19 protein-coding genes are annotated in these 21,044 nt (G+C 68.6%); 9 read left to right on the top strand and 10 right to left on the bottom strand.

What is annotated here, in order from left to right; translation table 11 throughout:
- The first annotated feature begins 56 nt into the window (after nucleotides 1-56).
- From ACP7AB_RS07665 to rodA, 6 genes are all read left to right on the top strand, one after another.
- A complete protein-coding gene (locus ACP7AB_RS07665; RefSeq protein WP_425989579.1) occupies nucleotides 57-776 on the top strand; it encodes a TVP38/TMEM64 family protein in 720 nt (239 codons plus the stop codon).
- Between the two features lie 244 nt (nucleotides 777-1,020).
- Entirely contained in the window at nucleotides 1,021-2,061 is a 1,041-nt protein-coding gene (locus ACP7AB_RS07660) for a rod shape-determining protein (protein ID WP_303696059.1), read from the top strand.
- 250 nt (nucleotides 2,062-2,311) lie between these two features.
- Complete coding sequence (gene mreC, locus ACP7AB_RS07655; RefSeq protein ID WP_425989581.1) at nucleotides 2,312-3,340, top strand: rod shape-determining protein MreC; 1,029 nt, start codon at nucleotides 2,312-2,314, stop codon at nucleotides 3,338-3,340.
- Nucleotides 3,337-3,855 carry a hypothetical protein gene (locus tag ACP7AB_RS07650; RefSeq protein WP_303696061.1) on the top strand — a complete coding sequence of 173 codons (519 nt, stop codon included), beginning with the start codon at nucleotides 3,337-3,339 and terminating at the stop codon, nucleotides 3,853-3,855. Before mreC ends, ACP7AB_RS07650 begins: the two co-directional genes overlap by 4 nt.
- A 67-nt stretch (nucleotides 3,856-3,922) precedes the next feature.
- Nucleotides 3,923-5,938, top strand: a complete 2,016-nt coding sequence (gene mrdA / locus ACP7AB_RS07645; RefSeq protein ID WP_425989583.1) for a penicillin-binding protein 2 — start codon at nucleotides 3,923-3,925, stop codon at nucleotides 5,936-5,938.
- A complete protein-coding gene (gene rodA / locus ACP7AB_RS07640) occupies nucleotides 5,935-7,092 on the top strand; it encodes a rod shape-determining protein RodA (RefSeq protein WP_303696063.1) in 1,158 nt (385 codons plus the stop codon). Before mrdA ends, rodA begins: the two co-directional genes overlap by 4 nt.
- Nucleotides 7,093-7,255: 163 nt before the next feature.
- Here the strand turns inward: rodA and pip are convergent, their stop codons facing one another.
- Nucleotides 7,256-8,230: a prolyl aminopeptidase gene (gene pip, locus ACP7AB_RS07635; RefSeq protein WP_425989585.1), complete on the bottom strand. Its 975-nt coding sequence runs from the start codon at nucleotides 8,228-8,230 to the stop codon at nucleotides 7,256-7,258.
- A 27-nt stretch (nucleotides 8,231-8,257) separates the two neighbouring features.
- Nucleotides 8,258-8,626 carry a DUF423 domain-containing protein gene (locus ACP7AB_RS07630; RefSeq protein ID WP_425989587.1) on the bottom strand — a complete coding sequence of 123 codons (369 nt, stop codon included), beginning with the start codon at nucleotides 8,624-8,626 and terminating at the stop codon, nucleotides 8,258-8,260.
- Nucleotides 8,627-8,675: 49 nt separating this feature from the next.
- Here ACP7AB_RS07630 and ACP7AB_RS07625 point away from each other — a divergent pair, with 49 nt between their 5' ends.
- The gene (locus ACP7AB_RS07625; RefSeq protein ID WP_425989589.1) at nucleotides 8,676-9,833 is read left to right on the top strand and encodes an MFS transporter; all 1,158 of its coding nucleotides are present in this window, start codon (nucleotides 8,676-8,678) and stop codon (nucleotides 9,831-9,833) included.
- Here the strand turns inward: ACP7AB_RS07625 and ACP7AB_RS07620 are convergent.
- The 3 genes from ACP7AB_RS07620 to ACP7AB_RS07610 form a co-directional block, all read right to left on the bottom strand.
- On the bottom strand, nucleotides 9,830-10,426 hold the full coding sequence (locus tag ACP7AB_RS07620; RefSeq protein ID WP_425989591.1) for a hypothetical protein: 597 nt from the start codon (nucleotides 10,424-10,426) through the stop codon (nucleotides 9,830-9,832). The genes ACP7AB_RS07625 and ACP7AB_RS07620 overlap by 4 nt on opposite strands.
- A 115-nt stretch (nucleotides 10,427-10,541) precedes the next feature.
- A complete protein-coding gene (locus tag ACP7AB_RS07615; protein ID WP_425989592.1) occupies nucleotides 10,542-13,115 on the bottom strand; it encodes a tipN in 2,574 nt (857 codons plus the stop codon).
- 148 nt (nucleotides 13,116-13,263) lie between these two features.
- The gene (locus ACP7AB_RS07610; RefSeq protein WP_425989594.1) at nucleotides 13,264-13,446 is read right to left on the bottom strand and encodes a hypothetical protein; all 183 of its coding nucleotides are present in this window, start codon (nucleotides 13,444-13,446) and stop codon (nucleotides 13,264-13,266) included.
- A gap of 167 nt (nucleotides 13,447-13,613) precedes the next feature.
- On the opposite strand from ACP7AB_RS07610, the gene ACP7AB_RS07605 reads away from it, so the two are divergent.
- Nucleotides 13,614-15,077, top strand: a complete 1,464-nt coding sequence (locus tag ACP7AB_RS07605; RefSeq protein WP_425989596.1) for a phospholipase D-like domain-containing protein — start codon at nucleotides 13,614-13,616, stop codon at nucleotides 15,075-15,077.
- On the opposite strand, the gene ACP7AB_RS07600 is transcribed toward ACP7AB_RS07605, so the two are convergent.
- The 5 genes from ACP7AB_RS07600 to ACP7AB_RS07580 all read right to left on the bottom strand — a co-directional run bounded on the left by ACP7AB_RS07600 (nucleotide 15,062) and on the right by ACP7AB_RS07580 (nucleotide 19,027).
- Nucleotides 15,062-15,799, bottom strand: a complete 738-nt coding sequence (locus ACP7AB_RS07600; protein WP_425989598.1) for an endonuclease/exonuclease/phosphatase family protein — start codon at nucleotides 15,797-15,799, stop codon at nucleotides 15,062-15,064. The genes ACP7AB_RS07605 and ACP7AB_RS07600 overlap by 16 nt on opposite strands.
- A 51-nt stretch (nucleotides 15,800-15,850) precedes the next feature.
- Entirely contained in the window at nucleotides 15,851-16,537 is a 687-nt protein-coding gene (locus ACP7AB_RS07595; protein WP_425989600.1) for a TPM domain-containing protein, read from the bottom strand.
- Complete coding sequence (locus ACP7AB_RS07590; RefSeq protein WP_425989602.1) at nucleotides 16,537-17,361, bottom strand: TPM domain-containing protein; 825 nt, start codon at nucleotides 17,359-17,361, stop codon at nucleotides 16,537-16,539. Before ACP7AB_RS07590 ends, ACP7AB_RS07595 begins: the two co-directional genes overlap by 1 nt.
- Nucleotides 17,358-18,035: a LemA family protein gene (locus tag ACP7AB_RS07585; protein WP_425989604.1), complete on the bottom strand. Its 678-nt coding sequence runs from the start codon at nucleotides 18,033-18,035 to the stop codon at nucleotides 17,358-17,360. Before ACP7AB_RS07585 ends, ACP7AB_RS07590 begins: the two co-directional genes overlap by 4 nt.
- A gap of 68 nt (nucleotides 18,036-18,103) precedes the next feature.
- A complete protein-coding gene (locus ACP7AB_RS07580) occupies nucleotides 18,104-19,027 on the bottom strand; it encodes a bifunctional methylenetetrahydrofolate dehydrogenase/methenyltetrahydrofolate cyclohydrolase (RefSeq protein ID WP_425989606.1) in 924 nt (307 codons plus the stop codon).
- 97 nt (nucleotides 19,028-19,124) lie between these two features.
- Between ACP7AB_RS07580 and ACP7AB_RS07575 the strand changes: the two genes are divergently transcribed.
- Entirely contained in the window at nucleotides 19,125-20,996 is a 1,872-nt protein-coding gene (locus ACP7AB_RS07575) for a PPC domain-containing protein (RefSeq protein WP_425989608.1), read from the top strand.
- Nucleotides 20,997-21,044 lie beyond the last annotated feature (48 nt).

The following is a 21,044-nucleotide window of genomic DNA, read 5'->3' as shown; positions in this document are numbered from 1 at the left end:
CCTGGTCTCCTTGCAGACCTCGCCCCCGCTCCCTTGGCCTGCTAGTCGATGGGTTCATGCGGCGCATCCTCGACTTCATCCTCAACATGGAGGGCCGGCGCTGGCGCACGGCTCTGGCGGCGGCGCTGTTGCTTGGGGCGACCGTTGGCCTGCTGGCGCTCGGCAAGAGCCAGTTCGGGTTGGCGGCCGAGGAGAACCTCGAAGGGTGGCTGCAGGGCTATCGCGGCAGTCCCTGGGCCTTCGCCGCCACCGTGGCCTTGTTCGTGATCGCAGCCTTCATCGGGGCGCCGCAGTTCATCCTGATCGCCGCCTGCGTCGTCGCCTTCGGGCCGTCGCTGGGTTTCTTCTACAGCTGGGCGGCGACGGTGGCCTCGGCGGGCGTGACCTACTGGCTGGGCCGGGGACCGACGGCGAGGATGCTGGACCGGTTCGGCGGAGCCACGATGGACCGTCTGAAACGGTTCGTGGGCAAGAACGCCTTCTACGCCAGCTTCATGATCCGCAACGTGCCATCCGCGCCGTTCATCGTCGTCAACATGGCGTTCGGCGCCACCCGGGCCTCCTTTCCCGCCTTCCTCGCGGGATGCGCCCTCGGCGTCCTGCCAAAGACCGCGCTGGTGGCCTTTTTTGGAGGCGCGGTCGTGGCCGCCGTCAGCGGCGACGGGGTCTGGACCTCGTTGATCCTGGCGGCCGTCGCGGTCGTTTTCGTGGGGCTGATGCTGGGCGTGCGCGAGCTGGTCAAGCGTCGCGAGCGGGCCGGCGGCGCAGGGGATTGATCTCCGGCGATCGGACGGCGTGGAAACCCAAGCGGGGCCGTAACCTGGTCGTGATCGCAAGCGCGCCTTCGAGCCGCATCGGGGCTTGTATTCGCCTGCCCATGCGGGCAAACGGGCCACGACCGGTCAGGCGAGGACGATCAGGAAATCCGTGGCGTATGGGGATACGCGCCGGATGGGGCGTCGCCGGAACCGGTCCAACTGCAGCGCCTTGAAGGCCCCAACCGAACGGTATTCGACCCCCATGAGCTTCTCCCTCTTCGGCGCCATCTCGAACGACATCGCGATGGACCTCGGGACCGCCAACACCCTGATCTACATGAAGGGCAAGGGCATTGTTCTGAACGAACCGTCCGTGGTCGCGCTGCGCAACGTCGGCGGACGGAAGATCGTGCACGCCGTGGGTATAGAAGCCAAGCAGATGCTGGGCCGCACACCGGGCCACATGGAGGCCATCCGCCCGATGCGAGACGGGGTCATCGCTGACTTCGAGGTCGCCGAAGAGATGATCAAGCACTTCATTCGCAAGGTTCATAACCGCAAGGGCTTCGTGAACCCCAAGATCATCGTCTGCGTGCCGTCGGGCGCCACGGCGGTCGAGCGTCGCGCGATCAACGATTCCTGCCTGAACGCCTCGGCCCGCCGCGTAGGCCTGATCGACGAGCCGATGGCCGCCGCGATCGGGGCCGGCCTGCCGATCCACGAGCCGACCGGGTCCATGGTCGTCGACATCGGCGGCGGCACCACCGAGGTGGCCGTGCTGTCGCTGTCGGGCATCGTCTATTCGCGTTCGGTTCGCGTCGGCGGCGACAAGATGGATGACGCCATCATCAGCTACATGCGCCGCAACCATAACCTCCTGATCGGCGAGACGACCGCCGAGCGCATCAAGAAGGACATCGGCACCGCCCGAATCCCGGCCGACGGCGAAGGCCTGTCGATCGAGGTCAAGGGTCGCGACCTGATGCAGGGCGTGCCCCGCGAGGTCCGCATCTCCGAGCGTCAGGCCGCTGAGGCCCTGGCCGAGCCGGTCTCGCAGATCATCGAAGCCGTGAAGGTCGCTCTGGAAGCCACGCCGCCGGAACTGGCCGCTGACATCGCCGACAAGGGCATCATGCTGACGGGCGGCGGCGCCCTGCTGCGCGGCCTGGATGCGGAAATCCGCGATCACACGGGCCTGCCGGTGTCGGTCGCCGACGATCCCCTGTCCTGCGTGGCCATCGGCTGCGGTCGCGTTCTCGAGCATCCCCGGTGGATGAAGGGCGTGCTCGACTCGGCCCTCTGATCCTCCCCCGACGGGGAGCCATCGGCCACGAAGTGGTGGAGGGGGGCAGCCCCGGACATCGAATTTGCAGGTGGCCGCTCCGTCTCTTCGCTCCGCTTCGAGCCTCCTCCCCCCGGCGGGGGCAGGATTTAGCAAATCCTTGTGATTCCGGCCCAATCGCCAGTTTCAAAGTGGACCGGTTTTTGCGATAGGCTGCTTACAGCGGCGGGTGGCGTCCCGTCGATTCTGACCTCTATTGGAAGGCTAGGCCGTGGCGTTTCGCGACGGACCGTTCGAGTCACTGAAAGTGCCGCTGGCGTGGACCGCCGCGGTCGTGACCGTGGTCGCCATCATCGCATCGATCCTGATGATCCTGGGGGACCGTCGCCACGATGCGACGGGCGAGGCCTACGGCCCCGTACGCGCGGGCTTCGACGCCGGCGCAGGCCCCGTGAACGGGATCCTGGCCTGGCCAGTGCGCTGGGCGGGCAACGCCACCGACTATGTGAAGGGCTATTTCTTCGCCGTGTCGGAGAACCGCCGTCTGCGCGCCGAACTGGAAGACCTCAGGCCCTGGCGCGACCAGGCCATCGCCCTGAAGAACGTCAACGGCCGCTACGAAGCCATGCTGGGCCTGCGGACCGAGCCGCCCGTGGCCATGGCGACGGCGCGCTCGATCTCGGAATCGCGCGGACCCTTCATCAATGCCCGCCTGCTCGACGCCGGAACGTCGAAGGGCGTGCGCATCGGCAATCCGGTGATCAACGAGGACGGGCTCGTCGGGCGTGTCGTCGGTGCGACCGGCGGGGTCAGCCGCATGCTGCTGCTGACCGACGTCGCCAGCCGAACTCCGGTTCTGATCGATCGCACCGACGCCCGAGCCATGCTGACCGGTGACGGTTCGGGCAATCCGCGTCTGGAGTTCGTGCGCGGTCAGGACTCGGTCCAGGCCGGCGACCGTATCCTGAGTTCCGGCGACGGGGGCGGCTTCCCGCGCGGCCTGCCCATCGGGGTCGCCGCCAAGGGCATCGACGGGTCGTGGCGGGTCAAGCTGTTCAGCGACCGGGGCGCCGTGGACTATGTCCGTGTGCTGCTGTTCCAGGATTTCGGCCAGCTGGTCACGCCCGACGCCCTGAACGCGCCCCCGTTGGCCGGTCTGGGCGCGGCCCCGGCTCCGACCGCAGCGGCTGCCGCCGCCATCGGCGACGCCGCCGCACGCCGGGACCGTGCCGCCGCGGCCGCCACGCCGGCCGCAACGCCGACCGTTCCGTCCCCCGCGCCGGCGAGGCCCGCCGAGTGAGACGCCAGGTTGCCATGCGGGTGGTCGGGCCGACCCAGTGGGTCTTCTATCCTGCGCTGGTCGCGATCGCCCTGACTGTCCTGCTGGCCACGCCGGTCGAGCTGTTCGGCCTGAAGCTGCCCGAGCCGGTCCTGCCGCTGATCCTGGCCTTCGCCTGGCCGCTGATCCGTCCGTCGATGATCGCGCCCGCCGTCCTCTTCGGCCTGGGTCTGTTCCTGGACATGTTCTGGGGCGGGACCCTGGGGCTTTGGCCGCTGTGCCTGCTGTCGGTCTATGGCGTCGTCCTGGCCTCCCGCAACCTGCTGGCCGGTCAGGAGACCCAGATCCTGTTCGTCTGGTACGCGCTGTGCGCCCTGGCGGCCTTTATCGTGGCGTATCTGGTGGTCACACTGGATGCAGGCCGGGCGCCCAGCCTTTTGTCCCTGCTGGGACAGGTTGTGCCAACCCTGCTTCTTTTCCCTGCAGCCGACTGGATGATCCAGCGGTTCGATGACGGCGACGTGCGGTTCCGATGATCCTACTCCGCCAAGGCTACGAAGGATTGATTCAATCCTGCGAAGCTCCTTCAAGGAGCGAAGCAGGATGAGCGGCGAACCTTCGATCTTCTTTGCCGATGTGAACGAGCGCCAGGGCTCGTTCCTGCGCCGCACCTTCGTGGTCGGCGGACTGACGACGCTGGGCGTTACGGCCCTGACCATCCGACTGGCCCAGCTGCAGGTCGTTCAGGCGCAGGAGTATTCGACCCTCGCCAGTCAGAACCAGTTCAACTTCCGCCTGGTGCCCCCGCCGCGCGGCCGGATCCTGGACCGCAACGGGGTCACCATCGCCGGCAACCGCCCCAGCTTCCGCGTCCTCGTCGTGCGCGACGAGACCAAGGACCTGGATCAGACCCTGGACCTGCTGGGACGGCTGCTGCCCGACACCATCGACCGCCGCCGCGCCATCATCCGCGACGTCAACGCCGCACCGCGGTTCAGCCCCGTGCCGGTCAAGAGCGACCTGACCTGGGAGGAGTTCGCCAAGGTCAATCTGTACGCGCCCGAATTGCCCGGCGTGATGGCGGACATGAACGAGGCGCGCTTCTATCCCTACACCGGCGCCTTCGCCCATGTGATCGGCTATGTCGCCAAGGTCTCGGATCGCGACATCAAGGCGATCCGCGACAGGGGCGAGGAGCCGCCCCAGATCCTGTTCAACCCCGGCTTCCGCATCGGCCGCTCGGGTGTGGAGAAGGCGCTGGACACCGACCTGCGCGGCGAGGCCGGCGGCAACCGGGTCGAGGTCGACGCGCGCGGCCGCGTCGTGGCCGAGGATGTCGGCGGCTCTCGACCCGCCGTGCCGGGCAAGGACGTGGTCCTGACGCTGGACGCCGACGTCCAGAACCGGGCGCTCGAGGTGTTCGGCGACGAGTCCGGGGCCTGTGTCGTCATGGACGTCCGCAATGGCGACATCCTGTGCATGATGTCGGCCCCGTCGTTCGACCCGAACCTGTTCGTCTCGGGTGTTCCGACCCGCACCTACCGCGCGCTCGCCGACTACGAACGCAAGCCGCTGCTGGACAAGGCGATCAACGGCACCTTCCCTCCGGGCTCGACCTTCAAGCCCGCGACGGCCCTGGCCTTGCTGGCGGCGGGCGTCGATCCGGCCGACCGCGTGAACTGCAGCGGCGTCTTCCGTACCGGTCAGCGTTGCTGGGGCCGTCATGGCTCGCAAGACATGCACAACGCGATCAAGAACTCCTGCGACATCTATTTCTACACCATGTGCAATCGCGCCGGCGTCGATCTGATCCGCGACACGGCGATGAAGCTGGGCTTCGAGCACGAGTTCGATATCGGCGTCGACAATCAGCGCAAGGGACTGCTGCCCTCCACGCAGTGGAAGCGGCGGACCTTCCCGCGCGATCCCGTCTGGCATCCGGGCGAGACCACCTCGGTCGCCATCGGCCAGGGGGCGGTCACGGTCAACGCCCTGCAGCTGGCCGTCTACACCGCGCGTCTGGCCAACGGCCGCAAGGCGATCCTGCCGCGCCTGATCAAGTCGGTCGGCGGCGTTGACCGCCCCAGCGGCGCCGAGGTCCCGGACCTGCCGTTCAGCGTCGAGCATCTGGACATCGTCCGGGGCGGGATGATCGCCGTCGCCAACGACCGGTCCGGCACCGCCTATCGCCAGTCCCAACTCGGACTCGGCGACATCCAGATGGCCGGCAAGACGGGCACGGCCCAGACGCGCAACTATGGCTCCGGCAACCGTCGCTCGAACGTCTGGTCGCAGAAGGACCACAACCTGTTCATCGCCTTCGCGCCGGTCGATGCGCCGCGCTACGCCGTGGTGGTCATCATCGAGCACGGCGGCCGGGGCGGGGGCACCGCCGGGGCCCCGCGTGCCCGGGAGGTCATGCGAACCGTGCTGCTGAAGGATCCGGAGATGCGCGAACGCATCACCCGGCCGCCGCCGCCGGAAGCCACCGGCCCGCAGATTGACGAGGGCGAGATCGGCGCCGCGCCTGAATCGGCTATCGCTCCGCCTGCACCCAGCGTCCCGGCGACGCCTCGCCCGACCAGCGGACCGCGCCCCTATCTCTCGGGGCCGCAATGACATCCTCGGCCCTGACCCGTCCCGGCGAGCGCGAGCGACTGTCGGTCAAACTGACCCAGATCGACTGGCGATTGACGGCCCTGCTTTGCGTGATCGCCGGGATCGGCACAGCCATGCTGTATTCGATCGCTGGCGGGCACTGGGACCCTTGGGCGGCCAAGCACCTGATCCGCTTTGGCGCTCTGCTCACGATGATGCTGGGACTGGCTTTGGTGCACCCGAAATGGTGGTTCGGCGCGGCCTACCCCTTGTATGGCGTGCTGATCGTCATGGTGCTGCTGATCGAGTTCACCCCGCTGGGCTATACAGCCGGCGGGGCCAAGAATTGGCTGAACCTCGGCTTCATTCGTATCCAGCCTGCCGAGTTCATGAAGCTGGGTCTCGTTCTGGCGTTGGCCCGCTGGTACCATAGCCACTCCGCCCAGGACGCGCGCTGGTCGTGGAAGCTTGTGTTTCCCGCTGGAATGATCGGCCTGCCGTTCATCCTGGTGGCCAAGCAGCCCGATCTGGGCTCTGCCATGGTCATCGGCCTGACGGGGGCCGCGGTGATGTTCCTCGCCGGTCTGAGTTGGCGGGTCATCGCGGCGGGCGCTGCGGCTGTCGTCGCCATCGTGCCGCCGTTCGTCATGTTCGGCATGCACGAGTACCAGCGCAATCGGGTTCTGACTTTCCTGAGTCCTGAATCCGATCCTTCAGGCACCGGCTACAACATCATTCAATCCAAGATCGCCCTCGGGTCCGGCGGCCTGCTGGGAAGAGGCTATGGCCTCGGGAGCCAGAGCCAGCTGGAGTTCCTGCCGGAGCGCCAGACGGACTTCATCTTCTCGACCGTGTCGGAGGAATTCGGCTTCGTCGGATCCTTCACACTGCTGGCCTGCTATCTGGCGATCATCCTGATCGCCCTGCGAATTTCATCGCTGTCGCACAGCCATTTCGGCCGTATCTCGTCGGCCGGCATGACAGCGTTTTTCGCCCTCTTCGTCCTGGTGAACGGAGCGATGGTGATGGGATTGGCGCCGGTGGTCGGGGTGCCGATGCCGCTGTTGTCCTACGGCGGGTCGTCGATGATGACCGTGATGATCGGGTTTGGCCTTGTGCTGTCGACCCGGGTTCACCGGTACGTGGAGCTCCCCAAGGGCAATGGCCTGATCTGATCGATCAGCCGGCGGCGGTGCGAGCGGTCTTCCGCTTCGACATCAGGGCCTTCGGGCGTGAGAAAGCCGCCATCGTTCAGGCGTGAAACCCGTCGGACCAGGTGAAAACGTTCAGCTTCACCGCCATCGGGGCCTTACGCCCGGCGACAGCCTCGGGTTCCGCCTAAAGCGATGCGGCCCAGTCCGTGCCGCGCACCAGGCTGTCGATGATGCCGGGCTCGGTCGAGGCGTGGCCGGCGTCGGGGACGATGTCCAGCTTCGCCTCGGGGAAGGCGCGATGCAGGGCCCATGCGCTGGCGATCGGGGTGACCACGTCGAACCGGCCCTGGGCGATCCAGGTCGGGATATGCCGGATCCGGCCGATGTTTTTCAGCAGCCAGCCTTCCTCGGGGAAGAAGCCGCCGTTGACGAAATACCAGCATTCGATGCGGGCGAAAGCGACGGCGAAGTCCGGTTCGGCGAACTTGTCAGGGCGGGCCGCGGGGCCTTCGACGCTGACGGTCTCGCCTTCCCAGCTGGACCAGGCGATGGCGCAGCGTTCGCGCTCGGCGCGGTCGTCGCCGGTCAGACGCTTGTAGTAGGCGCCCATCAGGTCGTGGCGCTCGTCCTCGGGGATGGGGGCGACGAACCGCTCCCAGGCGTCCGGGAAGATCATTGAGGCGCCGTCCTGGTAGAACCAGTGCAGCTCCTTCTTCGTCAGCAGGAATATGCCGCGCAGGATCAGGGCGTCGACTCGTTCTGGATGGGTGATGGCATAGGCCATCGAAAGGGTCGAACCCCAGGAGCCGCCGAAGACCGCCCACTTGTCGATGCCGCAGCGTTCACGCAGGCGTTCGATGTCGTCGATCAGGGTCCAGGTGGTGTTGTCGTCCAGAGACGCGTTCGGCCGCGACTTGCCGCAGCCGCGCTGGTCGAGCAGGACGATGCGATAGATGGCCGGGTCGAAATAGCGGCGCATGCCGGCGTTGATGGCCCCGCCGGGACCGCCGTGCAGCACCAGGACCGGCCGCCCCTGGGGGTTGCCGCATTCCTCATAATAGATCTCGTGGACGCTGTCGGTCTGCATCCAGCCGGACGCGAAGGGCTCGAGCTCGGGATACAGTTCGCGTCGGGGCGTCTCGGTCACAGGGAAGGCCATTCGGTGGTCGGAGCTTTCAGGTAGGGGTCAAGCGGTTACTGATTGTGACCGAAACGCGGCGAAGGCAAGCACCAGCCAGCCGGCGATCATCAGAACTCCGCCGATCGGAGCGACGGCGCCGAGCGCGGGCAGGCTGAGCAGGCCGAGGAAGGCCAGGGCCAGGCAGAAGATCAAGCCGCCGAAAGAGCCCAGCCATCCGGCTAGGGCAGCCAGCCGACCGATCGGCGCGACGGCGCAGATGAGGGCCAGCAGGGCGTGAGCCAACTGATAGGAGGCGCCGGTGGTCAACAGGGACTTTATCTGCGGTCCCGCTCCGTGGGCTGCGAACGCACCCACCGCCACCGCCATCGCGCCGTTGAACGCCGCGAACACGGCCAGGTGACGATTCAGACTCATGGGCCGAACCTAGCCCACGGATCCGTCGCCGTCTGCTATCGGATGCGCGATGACCCCGTCTCGCCGCATGGCGCTGCAGTATGTGTTGCTCTTCGGCGCCAACGGCGTGAGCCTGCCCTTCGCGGGATTGTGGTTTCGCGCGCAGGGATTCTCGGGAGCCGAGATCGGCGTGCTGCTGGCGGCCCCCATGCTGGCACGGCTGATCACGGGACCGGCTATCGCGGTGTGGGCGGACGGTTTCCGGCGGCGGCGCTCTCCCATCGCGATCCTGGGACTGATCCTGGGCCTGGGATACGCGGGCGCGGGCCTGACCGAGGGCGTCTGGCTGCAGGGGTTCCTCTGGTTCGTCGCGGCGACGGCGATGGCCGGATTGATCCCGCTCAGTGACGTGCTGTCGCTGCAGGTCGCGCGGCGGCACGGCTTCGACTTTGCCTGGCCCCGGGGGTGCGGGTCCGCCGCCTTCGTCGCGGCCAATGTTCTGATGGGCGCGATCCTGACGCGTGGCTCGGCGGACTGGGTCATCGTCTGGATCGCCGTCGCCGGGGCCCTCGTTGCCCTGACGGCCGCCACCCTCCTGCCCAGCGACCCGGTGACGGAGGGGCCCATGATCGCTGGTCGTGAACGGCTGGCAGGGCTGGCGCGGCTGACCGTCGATCCGGTCTTCATGACCGCGGTTCTGGCCATCGGGACGGTGCAGGCGACGCACGGCTTCTACTACGGCTTCTCCGCTATTGCATGGAAGGCGCAGGGGATCAGCGAGACCATGACCGGCCTGTTGTGGGCGATGTCCGTCGTGGTCGAGATCGCTTTCATGTGGTGGATCGAGCCATGGCGGAAGCGGCGCGGGATCGGCCCGGGCGTGATCCTGACGCTGGGGGGCGTGGCGGCCATAATCCGCTGGACGGCCCTGGCCTTCTCCCCGCCGCTGTGGATGCTGTGGCCCTTGCAGGCGTTGCATGCCCTGACATTCGCGGCGACCTATCTGGCGGGCGTGCAGATCATAGAGAAGCTCGCTCCGCCGGGTGGCCACACGGCGGCCCAGACCCTGAACTCCGTAATGGCGGCCGGCATTCTGATAGGATTGGCGACCCTGGCCGCCGGGCCCCTGTACGATCGAGTCGGCGTGCTGGGCTATCTCGCCATGACCGGACTGGCCGCGATCGGTCTTCTGCTGCAGTGGCGGCTACGCGGGGTCGCGGCGGTCTAGTTGAGGCGGGCGCGAGGCAGGGGCGACAGGTGTCGCGCCATGGCGGCGGCGGCCGTCTGGACGCCGAGACGCAGTTGATCAACGTTCAGCGAGGCCGGGACCCGCAGCAGTCCGACCGACGGGGCGTCAGCGTTGTCGGGCAGGGCGGCCAGCACGCGATAGAGCAGATAGGAGCCGGTATCCTCCTCGCTGTCCGAGCTCGCGTCGGCGACGAGGCCGGCGTCGATCAGGGCACGGACCATTTCGGCGGCGGGGGCAGTGGCGCGGGCCAGGGCGGGGCCGGTCTGCGAGATCTTCTTGCCGCCGTCGAGGGCGCGGTTTTCGGCCCGCAGCTGGACGCGGAAGCCGTTGCTCTTGCGCGTCCGTCCGACCAGCAGCACGGCGCGGCAATCGGCATCTTCGAGCTGACCGGTGATCAGGGCCGCGAGGGCGGCGGGATCGCCGGGACCGACCGGACGAAGGCGGGTTCCCGGCGGCGTCCAGCTGGCGGCTTCCTCATCGATGGCGGTCCAGAGGGGATCAGCGCTCTCATAGACGCATACGAGGATCGCAGGCCTGCGGTCGGGCTGGTTCTCGGCGATGGTGTCGAGCATGGACCCTGCTAGGTGCGTGACAACGTCATGACAGCGGCCGGACGGTGTCCGCAAGCGGATGATCCCGTCAAGCCAAAAGCGGCGATCGGGATGGTTCAGCCGGTCGATTCGTGTCTCAGGCGAGGTCGCCGACCGCCGCGTCCAGCAGCATGAAGGCGCGGCCAGCGTCGGTGGCCAGCGTGGACAGCACGGCTGCCGCGCCGCCTCGCGCCTCGTCGTTCAGCCGGCCCGCGAAGGCGCGGACATAGCGTTCGGCATCGCTGCGCAACTCCGCATCGCTCATCACCCGGCGAGAGACGCTGCGGACGGCGGCCGGGGCGACGCGCCGGACGATCTGGCGCGCCCGGTCGGGATCCCGACCGGCGAAGGCGGACGCTGCCTCTTCGACCCGCGACCTGGGCAGGAGGGCGTTCGGATCGACGCCCATACGGCGAATGGCGGCGGTGATCCGGTCGGTCAGGGCATCCTCGTCGGCGGGCATGACGGGCGTGTCGAGATCGAGCGGGGGCTCGCCCGGGCCGTCATCGACCAGATCGCTCCAGTCGAGCCGGTCCTTCGACGGCGGTGCGCCGCGCGCGCCCGGATCGTCGGCGGCGGGCGCCAGCTTCAGGCGACCGCGAAGGCCGAAGCCGCGTTCGCGTTCGCGTTCAGGCTCGGTCGCAGTCGGGCGGAGCGGCCGTTCGCCCGCAGGCGCGGCGGGTTCAGCCAGAACGTCGCGCCGCCGCAGGGGGGCTCCGCCGTCGCCGGACACGACCCCCATCAGACGGACGGCCTCGGTCAGCATGTCGTAGTTGCGTCGGACCCGCTCCTGGAAGCCGGCGTCCAGCGCCTCGGTGTCCTCGGCAGCCTTGCGCGATGCGGCGCCGAGGGCGGCCAGGCCTTCCTCGACCGTGATGCGGACGGATTCGGCGCGGGCGCGGGCCTCCTCGGGCAGGCGGGAGGCGCGGTCGTCCAGGTCGCCGATGGCGGCATCGACCTCGGCTAGGGCCTGGGTCATGCGGGACAGGGTGGACTCCAGTTTCTCGATCGCCCGCTCGCCGGCTTGGTCCACCAGATCGACGGTCTCGCCGACGATCCTGCGAGCGCCCTCGACGCGCGCGTCGGCTGCGGCATCCGCCTTCTGGGCGGCGTCGAAGAGAGCCTCGCCCAGCCGGTCGGCGCGGATCTGGGCCTGGCCTGCGGCTCCATCGGCGGCCTGCCGGCTTTCCTCGGCGGTAGCCTTGAGCACCGCGAGCGTTCGGCGGGTTTCCTCGATCAGGGTGTCGCGTGCCTCGGCGGCCAGGGCCTCGAAACGGTCCAGCGACTGTTTGGTGGCGGCGTCGAAGCCGTCGGCCTCGCGCTGGGACAGGTCGACCAGGGCGCGGAACTGGTCGGTTGCGGCCTCGACCAGGTCGCGCAGCCCCTCGGACGCCTTGGTCGAGGTTTCGCCTAGGTCGCCGGTGGCGGTGCGGGCCGCAGACAGCTGTTCGGTCAGCTGGGCGCGCTGGCTCTCGACCTGGGCGGAGAAGTCTTCCTGATCGGTGCGCAGGGCGTAGGCGGCGGTGACCAGGGCGGCGCGCTGCTGGCCCAGCCCCTCTTCGACGGACTGGATCTGTTCGGCGACGCCGGTGCCGGCGTTCTCGAGGCGCAGCGTCTGGCGGGCCAGGTCGTCGGCGGCCATGCGGGCGGCATCCTGCGCCTCTCCGGCGGCGGCGGCGAGGTCGGCGGCGCGAGCGGCGAGGGCGGCCTCGGCTTCGCGAAGCTGCGTCTGGGCGAGATCAGACGCATCGACGATCAGGCGCGACTGGCGCTCCACCGCGTCGAGCACGCCCGACGCCTGTCCGTCCAGGCGGCTGCCGAGGGCTGTCATCTCGTCGCGCTCGCGGCCGAGGGACTCGGTCAGGCGACGCGCCGTGCGACCGGCGGCCTCGGCGGCCTCGTTCAGGCGGCTGGTCTCCAGCGAGAGGGCCTCGCGCAGCAGGGCCATGTCGTTGCGGGCCCGCTCGGCGGCGAGGGCGGCCTGGTCGATATCGTTGCGCAGGGCCGACAGGACATGTCCGGTCTGCTGGGCCGCGAGCGCCGTCGGCGCGACGAGCGCCTCGGCCAGTTCGCGGGCGCGCCGGGTTTCGGAGGCCAGGCCGGCGCCCTGACGAACGGCATGGGCCAGCATGATGGCCAGGCCTGCAGGCGCGAGGGCGATCAGGGCGTAGATGGCCAGGCGCAGGGGATCGGGGGAGACCGCGCCGGAACCGACCTCATAGGCCGCCCAGGACGCGACGCCGCCCATCCACAGGGCTGCGGCAATCCCGGCGATCAGATAGGAAGGGCCGGACCGCACCTCGGCGGGGCTCAAGGCAATCGCCGCTGCGGTGGGCGCGGGCGGCGAAGCCTGGGTGGCGGGGGGAGCGCCGGCGCTGGTCGAGAAAGCCAGGGGTTCGATCGCCGGTTCAGCCTCTTCGGACCGGATCGGAAGCGCGACAGGGGCTGTGGGTTCGGGCGCGGCGGGCGAGGGAAATTCGAGATCCGCGGCGCCCCGCTCCTGCTCCAGCAGGCGACGGCGACGACGCTCCGACATCGGGCGTTCGGGGGCGGCCTGGGGCCTGGCGACGAGTTCGGGAGCGGCGGCGTCCTCGAGTCCGGCAGTCGCGTCGCCCAGGGGCGCCGGTTCGGGGTCGGACAAGGTCAACGGCGGCCGGGAGCGGGACTTCATGGGGCGCGGATCTCAGGTGGGCTGGCGCGTGACGCAGGAGTCATGCGCAGCCGTAACCCTAGACCATTTTGCGTGGGTATCGACCCGCCGTTGCGTCAAAAAATGGATCAGGGGTCTGTACCCGGCCGATTTCGGCAGGGCGGCGCGACTAGCAGTCGTTCGAGCGTGGCGCCGTTATGAGCGTCTTGGTCGGCGCCTCGGGGCAATCGCTGACGCGATGGACTTCGCGATCAGGGCGGGGGGCGGCGTTCAGGTCCACGCCGAATTGAGCCAGGGCCGCCGTGGCGAGCAGGGCGATGAAGCCGGCCAGCAACTCGATCAACGCCTGCATGATCGGCACTCCCCCATTCCGGCTCTCCTTATGCCTGATTTCGGCGAACCGGACAATCCAGCCTGGTGACGCCATTGACCAGCGGGGCGCGGGCATGGAACGGAAGACGGGTCCGGGCGTCTCTCCGAGCCGGACACTCGATCACCGACGCCGGCAGGGACACCGATATGGACGCCGCCCAAGGCCCGTTGCTGGACACAGCCGCCCTGTTGGCGCCCGGCGAGACCTGCTGGCGGGTCGAGCGGGCGGACCGGCTGTCGATCCTGATGGAGAACGGCGCCTATTTCGAAGCCCTGGCCTCGGCCCTGTCCAAGGCGCGGCGTTCGGTGGTGGTTCTGGGCTGGCAGTTCGACCCACGGACCCGGCTGGACCCCGAGACCCGGCCCGGCGACAAACAGGCCGAGATCGGCCATCTGCTGCGGATGATGGTCAAGACCCGGCCGGAACTCGACGTTCGGCTGCTGATCTGGAAGTCGCCGCTGCTGATCGCGGCGTCGCAGGGCTTCTATCCGCACAAGGCCCAGGCCTGGTTCAGGAAGCGGATGGTCGAGTTCCGGCTGGATACGCCGGGCCCCATCGGCGCCTGTCATCACCAGAAGGCGATCATCATCGACGACGCCGTGGCCTTTTGCGGCGGCGGGGACATCTCGGTCGATCGCTGGGATTCCGAGGCCCATGCGGACGATGATCCGAGACGCTGCCAGCCATCGGGGATCATCTCGCCGCCAAGGCACGAGACCATGTGCGTCATGGACGGGGCGGCGGCGCGCGCGCTGGGCGATCTGGCGCGCGAGCGCTGGTTCAAGGCGACCTGGGAGCGGACGGTGCCGGAAACGGTCGATGGTGATCCCTGGCCCGAGGGTCTGGCGGTGGACTTCCGTGACACGCCGGTCGGGATCGCCCGCACCGAGCCCGGCTTCGGCGGTCGTCACGAGGTCCGCGAGAACGAGAGACTGCACCTGGAGGCCATCCGGGGTGCACGGAAGCGGATCTATATGGAGAACCAGTATTTCACCTCGCCGCTCGTCGCCAACGCCCTGGCCGAGCGGCTCGACGAACCGGACGGGCCGGAGATCGTGCTGGTCTCGACGGGACGCAGCCCGAGTTGGTTCGACAGCATGACCATGGACACGGCGAGGGCCGAGGTCCTGTTCCGGCTGGAAAGCGCTGACAGGCACAACCGCTTCTTCGCCTTCAGCCCCAATACGAAGAACGGCGAACGGATCATCGTCCACGCCAAGGTGACCGTGGTGGACGACGTCTTGCTACGGATCGGCTCGACCAATCTGAACAACCGGTCGCTGGGTTTCGACACCGAATGCGATATCGCCATCGCGCCGGAGGATGAGGCGGGCCGCGAGGCCATCCGGCATTTTCGGCATCGGACCATCGGTCACTTCATCGGCGTGACTGCGGACGAATTCGGGGCGGCCGAGGCCGTCTGCGGCTCGACTGGCGAGGCCATCCAGAAGTTCGACAGCGGCCGGATGTCGCCGTTGGGCGCGACGCCGCCGTCGATGATCCAGCGCACTATCGCCGAGTTCCAGTTGGGGGATCCGACCTCGCCACGGGACGCCTGGCGGCCATGGAAGCGGCGCAACCGCTCGCAGCGGCTTCAGCCGACGGGCTGAATCTCGAAATCGACCACCAGGGGCAGATGGTCCGAGGCCATCCGCGACAGGGGCGAGAAGGGCGCGTGGACGCCGGTGATTCTGATCTCCGGGCTGACGAAGACGTGGTCGATGCGGATCGCGGGGAAGCCGGACGGGAAGGTCTTGATGGTCGGACGCAGACCCAGCTGGCGCTGACAGTCGGCATGGTTCCGCGCCAGCGTCTGATAGGGGCGGGTGATCGAGGTCGCGTTGAAGTCGCCGGCCAGCAACGTCGGGCCTTTGCAGTCCGGATGGCCGAGCCAGTCCTTGCCGACGAGGGCCGCCGCCTGGAGCCGCTGCTCGCGCGGGACCAGCCCGAGGTGGGTGGTCAGGACGTTGATGTCTACGCCCTTAACGTTGACGCGCACCCACAGGGCGCCGCGCGGCTCCAGTCCCGGCACGCCGCGCACGGTAGGGAGGGCGCCGACGTGCATCAGGGTTTCCGGATGCCCCGTCAGAATGGCGTCGCCGTACTCCTCGGCCTCGACCCGCATGGCGGCGTGGAAGCGGACCGCCATCGACAGGCGGTCACCGATGGCGCGGGCCTGATCGACCCCCCCGGTCCGGGCGCGGCCGACGTCGAGTTCCTGCAGGCAGACGATGTCGGGTTCGAGCTCGGCGATCACGCCGACGATACGCTCGACATCCAGTCGCTTGTCGACTCCGACACAGCGATGGACGTTATAGGTGACTAGCCGCATGGCGGCACCGGCTAGGCCAATTCCCCGCCGAAAGCGAGACCGCGCGCAGCGTCAGATCTCGACCAGTCGATCGGGCACTTCGTTCGGATTGCGCGGCCTCGGCGGGAAGTGTTCGGCCAGGACGCCACCCACCAGGGCGATGGCCCGTTCGAAGCCTTCGGCAGCGCGTCGGTCGCGTAGCCCCTCGGTCAGAACCTGGACCGCCTCGGCCCAGATCGCCTGATCGACACGCGAATGGATGCCCTTGTCGGCGATGACCTCGACCTGTCGATCGGCCATGGCGGCGAAGATCAGCACGCCGGTGCGATGCTCGGTGACATGCAGGCCGTGGGCCAGGAACTGATGCATGGCCGCCTGGCGCGTCCGGTCACGGCGCACCCCGCGCGGCGTGGTCAGCCGGGTCAGGACGGGGATCCGCAACAGGACATAGACCGCCAGGAACACAGCGGCCTGCACCACCGCATAGACCCCGATGGCCCGACCGATGGTCAGATTCAGGGCCGCCAGATGCCCGGCCTCCCAGTGGTCGGCCAGCCCCGGAAACCAGGCGGCCTCGAACCCGAACGGGATCAGCATGAGCGGCAGGAGCAGGGCCGCCGCTGCCGCCCAGGCCAGGCTGATGTCGCGATAGCTCGAGACCCGTCCCGCCAGGACGCAGAAGATTTCGCCGTAGGTGCGCGCCTCCGCCGCCGCGATGGCGCTCGCGACGCGCGCGTGTTCGCCGGAGTTCAGTCGCATCACCATCCGCCCGAGGCCCCCCCGCCGCCGAAGCTGCCGCCGCCGCCGGAGAACCCGCCGAAGCTGCCCCCCGAACTCCCCGAAGACCCCCGCGAGACATTGGACAGGATTTCCGCCGCGCCCCAGACGAGGATCGGATCGATTCCGCTACGCCGCGCGCCGCGTTTGCGTCCCCGCCGCCCGATGCCGCGCAGCAAGCTCAGGAAGAAAAAGATGAAAATCAGGGCTATGACGATGCCTGGGAAGATCGGCGCCTCCGCCTCGCTGGGCGCGGCCTCGGCGGCGCGGGCCGCGGCCTCTGCGGGGTCCAGGCGCAACTGGGCGATGACGGCGTCTACCCCGGCCTCGATCCCCAAGGCATAGCCGCCGTCGCGGAACGGCGGCAGGATGTCGGTCTGGATGATCTGGTTGGACAGGGCGTCGGTCAGAACGGGCTCAAGGCCGTAGCCGACCTCCAGCCGGACCTTGCGTTCATTGGGAGCCACGATCAGCAGCACGCCGCTGTCATTCTCCGCATTGCCGATGCCCCAGGCGCGCCCGAGGCGGTAGCCGTAGTCTTCGATCTCATAGTCCTGGAGGCTGTCGAGGGTGACGACGACAAACTGGTCGCCCGTGTCCGTCTCCAGCTGGGCCAATTTGGCGGTGATCGCAGCCTCTGTGTCGGGCGTCAGCAGCTGGGCTTGATCGACGACACGACCGGACAGGGCGGGGAAGGTCGGGTCGGCCGCAAAGGCGTGCGGGACGAGCGCGAACAGAACCGTCAGACCCGCGATGAGGATGGCCAGAAGAGAGTGTGTCGGCCGAACCGACTTGATCGGGCTCACCGGGCGGGCGGCGTCGAACCGGGGGCGACGGCGGCGGCCGCGCCGCCGGTCGCGACCGGTGTCTGGCCGTCGAGACTGAACTGCACCTGGGGCGCGCTCTGGGCCTCGGTCGTCGCGGTGAACAGCTGCATCGGCTCCTCACCCGCGAAGGCGGTCTTGGCCCAGATCACGGTCGGGAAGGTGCGCAGACTCGTATTGTAGTCGCGAACCGCCTCGTTGTAGTCGCGTCGCGCGATGGTGATGCGATTCTCGGTGCCTTCGAGCTGCGACTGGAGCTGGAGGAAGTTCTGGTTGGCCTGCAGCTGAGGATAGGCCTCGACCGTCACCAGCAGGCGCGACAGGGCGCTGGTCAACTGGCCCTGCGCCGCCTGAAAGGCCTGGAAGGCGGCGGGATCGCTGAGCGTCTCGGGCGTGATCTGGACCGCCGTGGCCCGGGCGCGGGCCTCGATCACCTGGGTCAGGGTCGTGCGCTCCTGGATGGCTGAGCCCTGGACGGTGGCGACGAGATTGGGAATCAGGTCGGCGCGCCGCTGATACTGGCTCTGGACGTCGGCCCACGCCGCCTGGGCGCGCTCCTGCTTGGTCGGGATGGTGTTGTAGCCACAGGCCGCCACGCTCTGGGCAGCGAGAATGATGGCGACTGAACCGACGAGACGAGATGCGCTGCGAGCCATGAACCCCTCCATCCGACGGCCGATCGCCGCAGGTCACCCCGGGACTATCAGCGGTTCGTGACGCCGCTTCAAGCGTCCAGACGTTCCGGCTCGATCCCGGCCGCGCGGCAGGCGGCGTTATAGGTGTTGGCCAGGAGGCAGGCGATGGTCATCGGGCCGACGCCTCCCGGGACCGGCGTGATCGCCCCGGCGACCGTGACGGCCTCAGCAAAGGCGACGTCGCCGACGACTCGTGTCCTGCCCTCGGCCGCCTTGACCGGGTCGGCCGAGGGGACGCGGTTGATGCCGACGTCAATCACGGTCGCGCCCGGCTTGATCCAGTCGCCCCGGATCATCTCCGGCCGGCCCACGGCGGCGACCAGGATGTCGGCGGCGCGGCAAAGGGCCGGCAGGTCGCGGCTGCGCGAGTGGGCGATGGTGACGGTGCAATTCTCGGCCAGCAGCAACTGGGCCATCGGCTTGCCCACGATGTTCGAGCGCCCGACGATCACGGCGTTCAGGCCCGACAGGTCGCCGAGCTGATGCTTCAGCAGCATGGTCGAACCCAGGGGGGTGCAGGGTACGAGACCGGGCAGGCCGACCGCCAGCCGCCCGGCGTTGACGACATGGAACCCATCCACGTCCTTGTCCGGGTCGATCGCGCCCAGCACCGCCGAGGCATCGATCTGCGCGGGCAGGGGCAGCTGGACCAGGATGCCGTGGATGCCGGCGTCAGCGTTCAGCGTCCCGACCAGGGCCAGCAGTTCGGCCTGGCTGATCGTGTCAGGCAGGCGGTGGGTATCCGAGCGCATCCCGGCGCGGGCGGTCGTCTCGCCCTTGTTACGGACGTAGATCTGGCTGGCGGGATCCTCGCCGACGATGACCACGGCCAGCCCCGGCTTGAACCCGTGGGTCGCCTCCAGCCGCGCCGAGGCGGCGGCGACCCGCTCCACCAGACCGGCGGCGAAGGCCTTGCCGTCGATGATCGCCGCGCGCGTGTCAGGTCCGGCCATGGGAGGCCCTCTTTCGTCAGGATTCGATAAGGTTCGGGCGATTTACAGGCGTCACGGTTCAGCGTCTATGTTGCCTCCACAGAACAGGGGACTTTCAATGCGCCGCTCTACCTTCATCATGACCGTCAGCGTGATCGCGCTGTTCGCTGCCGGCCAGGCCGCGGCCCAGGACGCCACGCCGCTGCGCTTCGGCCAGACGGTCAACGGTCAGCTGACCGCAGAGGACACCAAGGTCGATAGCGAGGAGCTCGGCCAGTACCTCTACGACACCTGGTCGATCCAGGCTCGCGACGGCCAGCGACTGGAAGTCACGATGCGGTCGGCCGTCTTCGACACCTATCTGGAAGCCTATGAGGGCTCGGATACGGGCGAGGCGATCGCCATGGACGACGACGGCCTGGGCGAGGGCACCAACTCGCGCCTGCGCTTCTCGGCCGACAACGGAACCTACATCATCCGCGCCCGCACCCTGGCCGGTCTGGAAGGTGGCGACTACACCATCCAGGTGACCGACCGCGGGCCCGCGCCCCGCGCCCCGCGCCCGACCGCCATCCGCATGGGCGACGACGTCGACGGCGCGATCAGCGACCGCAGCCCGAGCGAAGAGGACGGGCAGTACGGAGAGTACACCTACAACGGCTACAGCTTCCGGGCGCGTCAGGGCGAGCGGTTCGCCATCACGCTCGAGAGCGAGGACTTCGATCCGATCGTGCGTGTGGGCCGCATGGGGCGCGGCGGTGCGTTTGAGGAACTGGCCCAGAACGACGACTCCGGCGCCGGCGGCCTGAACTCCTATCTGATCTTCACCGCCCCCTCGAACGGCGAATATGTGATCCGCGCCGCCCCCCTCGATGGTTCGACCGACGGCGACTACGAGCTGGCCCTGGCCGAGGCCCCGCCGCCGTTGGTGGCGCGTCCGATCGCCGTCGGCGAGACGGTCGAGGCTTCGCTGGACGCCGACGACGGTGGCAACGCCTTCGGCACGCGCGCCGACGCCTACGCCTTCACCGGAACGACGGGCCAGCGGATCGTCGCGACCATGAGCTCGGACGCCTTCGATACCTATCTCGAGCTGTTCTCGGAGAATTCCGACGAAGCCGGCGGTCGTTATGCGCTGGATTCGGACGACGACGGCGCGGGCGAGGGCACCAACTCCCGCCTGACCTACACCATCCCGTCCGACGGCCAGTACACGATCGAGGCCCGCGCCTTCACCGGTGAAGGCGCGGGCGCCTACACCCTGACGTTCGAGGAGGCGCCGCCGCTGCCGGCGCCGGTCGCCTTGTCCTGGGCCGCGACGGTGCAGGGCGAGATCGTCGCCGAAGATCCGCGCGACGACGAGAGCCGTGGTTTCGACGCCTATGCCTTCAGTGGTACGGCCGGAAACCGCATCCAGCTGATCATGCGCTCGGGCGACTTCGACACCTACCTTCAGGTCGGCAGCCCGGAGGGCGACTTCTACGCCATGGCCTCGGACGACGACGGTCTGGGCGAAGGCACGGACTCGCGCCTGAACTACATCCTGCCGTCCGACGGGGAGTTCATCGTCCGCGCCTCGCCGCTCTATGCGGACGCCGACGGTCTGTATTCGCTGGAGCTGCTGGATCGCGGTCCGCAGCCCCTGCCGGGCAGCATCCTCGTCGGCGCCACGGCGCGCGGCACGCTGGGCGAGGACGACGCCCTGGCCGAGGACGGCAGCTTCTACGATGCCTACAAGATCTCGGTGAAGGCTGGCGATAAGCTGCGTTTGACCATGGTTTCCAACGAGTTCGACGCCTTCATCGATATCGGCCGCGAGGATGAGGCCGGCGTCTTCACCTCGGTGGTCTCGGACGACGACAGCCTGTCGGACACGCATGCCAAGGTCGATTGGGCGGTCGAGGAAGAGGGCGATTACGTCATCCGCGCCCGCAGCTTCTCCTCGGGCCAGTCGGGCGCCTACGCGCTGGCGATCGAACCCAAGGAGTAGTCGATTGCCGTTCGCCGCCATTCGGTGAGTTGGCGGCGATTTCGACAA

It is taken from the genome of Brevundimonas sp. TWP3-1-2b1 (assembly GCF_049896165.1).
In the GTDB taxonomy this organism is placed as follows: Bacteria; Pseudomonadota; Alphaproteobacteria; order Caulobacterales; family Caulobacteraceae; genus Brevundimonas; species Brevundimonas subvibrioides_B.
Note: the sequence above shows the minus strand (reverse complement) of the source record. Positions and strands in the feature narration are given on the sequence as shown.